The organism is Chamaesiphon sp. VAR_69_metabat_338 (assembly GCF_031423935.1).
In the GTDB taxonomy this organism is placed as follows: Bacteria; Cyanobacteriota; Cyanobacteriia; order Cyanobacteriales; family Chamaesiphonaceae; genus Chamaesiphon.
Window position 1 is genome coordinate 1 of the sequence record NZ_JANPGM010000619.1, and the last position, 4536, is coordinate 4536.

Here is a 4536-nt window from a genome sequence, read left to right on the forward strand (position 1 = left end):
GGTGACGACGGTGACGACGGTGACGGCTTAAATTTAAAGTTTTTAAATTTTTCGATCGCAGACTTAGCAATCGAATCGGTTCGAGCTGTCAAATTATCCTTAACTACCCAATAGCAAAGTGCCCAGAGCAAAGAAATCTACTCGATCGGGTAAAATCACCGTGGCGATCAATGATGGGCGGTTACGGCTGAGAGTCCCTAGTGAGCTGCTGCCAGAACAGAAAACGCAGTTTGTTGCGTTGGGATTAGATGACACCCCAGCCAATCAACTGATCGCCGAAGCTAAAATCCTGCAAATACGTGGTGACATGTTAAATGGAGATTTCGACGAGACTCTCGATAAATATCGCCTAAAGCCCAAAGCTAAAGCCTTAAGAATTGCCGACATTGGGAAACTGTGGATCGAGTACCTCAATAAACAGCCGACTGTCAAAGAATCTCATTACGATCATCTGGCTGTGGGACTGGGTAAATTAATTGAGGCCAATCCCTATCAGGAAATCGACGACGCGCTCGCGTTTCGAGAGTGGCTACTGGAAAACACCACGATCGGCATGACCAAACGTATCCTAGTCCACTGCAATGCGGCAGCAGAGTGGGGAATTAAGAATCGACTGGTGACGGGCGTGACGAGTCCTTACTTAGGGATGGCGGGAGATTTGCCCCAACACGCTTGGGAGTTAGAAGGGAAACCCAACGCGTTGACTTTGGATGAAATTCGGAAGGTCAGAGCGGCATTCGCAGAGCATGAAGATATCAATATCGAGAATTATGCGATGTTCGTCGATTTCTTGTTTCTGACTGGGTGCCGACCATCGGAGGCGATCGGCTTGCGGGTGTGCGATATTGCACCCGATCGATCTCACATCACCTTCAACGGGGCGATCGTCCGCGTCCAGGGGCGAGCCGTTCGCACAACTGGATCTAAAAATAATAAATCTCGGAAATTTCCTATCAATCGGGACTTGGAGAAATTGCTAGATGAGGCCATCTGGGACACTTTCAAGCCGGAAGACTTGATTTTTACCTCTTTGTCAGGAAAGACGATTCTGTATACCTATTTTGCTGGCAAAATCTGGAAGCCAGTAGTGATGCCGATTATCGGTAGAGACTCAACCCCTTATAGTTGTCGAGATTCGTTCATCACCCACCAGCTCGCGGGGAATATGTCCCCATCAAATGTTTGTGCTTGGTGCGATACCAGCATCCCAGTGATTCAAAAACGCTATCTCGATCCATCTCTGGCTCTTGAAGTACAACCGCTGAATTTAGGAGAGATAAAATCGTAGCTCAAATCTTTCAAATGGCGTACTTTCATCGTCCTTAACTACCAATCTCGATCCGGATACCGATCCGCTGGCAGCGAGCTAGAATGTAAACATCTCGCTGTTAGGGGATTTCGCGCTTTTTCGTAGCTAGCCTTCCAAGCTATTGATGCGGGTTCGATTCCCGCCACTCGCTTATTTTCTAATCTATATACATTCTTGGTTCAGCGCAATTGATAGGATTAAATTTATAGCTGTCATTTCCTAATTACGCCAAGAATGCAATCGATCGAGGTTTTCCAGCATCATCTAGTTTAGCAAACTAGATTTTTTGCTTCTTGCACCAAAACCTCATCCATCCAAGCATTCATACTTTTACCAGCCTTATTTGCCTCCAAAAAAATGAGGCGATGGTGTTCGGCAGATGTGCGAAATGGTAGTTTACCTGAAAATGGTTTTTCTGGTTCTTGTCCCAATTCTGCACAAAAATCTAAGTAGTCATCAACCGATGTTTCCAACTCCTGTCTAGCTTCGGCAACAGTTACACCCTGAACAGTTACCATATCTCGAATATCTAGAACTCGTCCGTGTAGTAATCCCGATTCTACGTCAACCTCGATCGAGCCGATGTATTCCTTATAATTTAGCATCTCAAATATTCTCTTCTTCTTGAAATAACTCGTCACTATTCGATATTCCAGCACTCTCTAAAAAATCTCGAACCCCTTTAATATTGAAAATATAGCTCCTGCCTCGATCGACGATAAGATCCACAGACTAGCAGAATATAATAAAGCATAGACCCGATCGCACCTCTAGCTCCAGGGCGGATAAGTTCGAGCGTTTAGTTCCTCCCCCATCAATTATGAATCCCGACGTTACATTCCAAGATGCCTTTGATGTTGTCGTTGTCGGTGCCGGACATGCCGGCTGTGAAGCCGCACTGGCTACCGCTCGATTGGGCTGTCGTACGCTTTTACTCACCCTCAACCTAGACAAAATCGGCTGGCAACCCTGCAACCCTGCCGTCGGCGGCCCCGCCAAATCTCAGCTCACCCACGAAATCGACGCGCTGGGTGGTGAAATTGGCAAAATGGCCGATCGTACCTACTTGCAAAAACGGGTCTTGAATGACTCAAAAGGGCCTGCTGTGTGGGCGTTACGCGCGCAGACGGACAAGCGCGAATATGCAGCGGCGATGAAGACTATCGTCGAAAATCAGGACAATCTCACCATTCGGGAGGGGATGGTGACAGATCTGGTTTTAGATGCGAATAATCGCGTCATTGGTGTGGAGACTTATTTTGGCGTAGCGTTTGAATGTCAGGCGGTAATTTTAACTACAGGGACATTTCTCGGTGGGACGATTTGGGTGGGGAATAAGTCGATGTCTGCCGGACGGGCGGGCGAGTTTGCCGCAACCGGCTTGACGGAAACTCTTCACCGACTGGGTTTTGAAACAGGTAGACTGAAAACTGGTACCCCCGCACGTGAAGACAAGCGATCGGTAGACTACTCTAAAATGGAACCACAACCAGGGGACGATCGGGTGCGCTGGTTTAGTTTCGACCCTGACGTGTGGGTAGAAAAAGAGCAAATTCCCTGTCATCTGACGCGGACGACTCCCGAAACCCATCGCCTGATTCGTGAAAATCTCCATCTGTCGCCGGTATACGGCGGCTGGGTAGATGCCAAAGGGCCGCGCTATTGCCCGAGTATCGAAGATAAGATCGTCCGGTTTGCGGATAAGGAAAGTCACCAGATTTTTATCGAGCCGGAAGGACGCGAGATTCCCGAATTATATATTCAAGGTTTTTCCACTGGTTTGCCCGAACGTCTCCAAGTTGAGATGTTGCGGACGCTACCAGGGATGGAAGAGTGCGTGATGTTGCGTCCGGCTTATGCGGTGGAATATGACTATCTACCCGCGACACAGTGTTATCCCACTCTGATGACCAAGAAAATCGAGGGGCTGTTTTGTGCGGGACAGGTAAATGGTACCACTGGTTATGAAGAAGCCGCCGGACAAGGATTTGTCGCAGGGGTAAATGCGGCACGGTTTGTCAACCAGCAGGAGATGATTGTCTTTCCACGCGAGCAAAGTTATTTGGGAACTCTCATCGACGATCTGTGTACGAAAGATCTGCGCGAACCCTATCGCATGCTCACCAGTAGATCGGAATATCGGCTACTATTGCGATCGGATAATGCCGACCAAAGATTGACTCCTTTAGGTCGAGAAATCGGCCTGATAGACGATCGACGTTGGGAGTTATTTACTAGCAAACAAGCACAAATTATCGCCGAGAAAGAACGCCTGGAAAAAACTAGAGTTAAAGAACTAGATCCGACTGGTCGAGCAATTACGGCAGCGACTGGAGAAATCATTAAAGGTTCGATAACTCTAGCCGAATTATTGCGCCGCCCAGGGTTACATTACCCCCATTTAACTAAGTTTGAATTGGGTAATGCCGACCTGAATATTGCCGAACAAGAAGGGGCAGAAATTGAGATTAAATATGCTGGCTACTTGAATCGCCAACAACATCAAATCGACCAAGTTAGCAAACAATCCAATCGCAAATTACCACCTAATATCGATTATCAGTCGATCGGTACCCTCTCGAAAGAATCGCGCGAAAAATTAGCTCAAGTGCAACCAGCGACGATCGGTCAAGCCACCCGCATCGGTGGTGTCAATCCCTCGGATATCAATGCTTTATTGATTTGGCTAGAAGTACGCGATCGGAAGATAACGCCATCGGCAGTCTGAGTCTAAAAACTCGATCGTGACACCCAAAGACCTTTCGATCGATTGTTGAGATGTTGGGTTTCGTTCCTCAACCCAACCTACGCCTCTTCACCCAAAAGATGCGATCGATCGGTTTTTGCCAGCGATCTTAGGTATGGAGATCGACTGATTGGTTCGATCGAGATCGTGGTGAAAATCTAAGCAAGTAACTGTTGAATATCGATCGTCAGATCGGGAAAAGCTAAAGGGGAAATCAATCCACTCGTATAAATGGTTTCAGAGGGACAACCTAAATTTAGTATTGATATGAGATTGTACATCTCTACAAAAATACCAGCCTGACAGAACGATCGGGCTGGTATCTTTATCTAAAACATTCGATTCATCTTGGTGAATGCGGAGATCTACCCACCCCACCCTACGGCAGTGGTGTCAACTTAAGCCTCAAAGTGGCGTTAAAGTAGAGAAAAGAGGAATCAGGAGGAGCAGATGAAAGGTCACTCCGTCAACCAAAAAAATC

3 protein-coding genes are annotated in these 4536 nt (G+C 47.3%); 2 read left to right on the top strand and 1 reads right to left on the bottom strand.

Annotation, left to right across the window (positions count from 1 at the left end):
* The first annotated feature begins 118 nt into the window (after positions 1-118).
* A complete protein-coding gene (locus tag RMO84_RS17025; RefSeq protein ID WP_310489626.1) occupies positions 119-1288 on the top strand; it encodes a site-specific integrase in 1170 nt (389 codons plus the stop codon).
* A 290-nt stretch (positions 1289-1578) separates the two neighbouring features.
* On the opposite strand, the gene RMO84_RS17030 is transcribed toward RMO84_RS17025, so the two are convergent.
* Positions 1579-1914 (bottom strand): type II toxin-antitoxin system HicB family antitoxin, encoded by a 336-nt coding sequence (locus tag RMO84_RS17030; protein WP_310489627.1) that lies wholly within the window; start codon positions 1912-1914, stop codon positions 1579-1581.
* 215 nt (positions 1915-2129) lie between these two features.
* On the opposite strand from RMO84_RS17030, the gene mnmG reads away from it, so the two are divergent.
* Entirely contained in the window at positions 2130-4037 is a 1908-nt protein-coding gene (gene mnmG / locus RMO84_RS17035) for a tRNA uridine-5-carboxymethylaminomethyl(34) synthesis enzyme MnmG (RefSeq protein ID WP_310489628.1), read from the top strand.
* Positions 4038-4536: the final 499 nt, after the last annotated feature.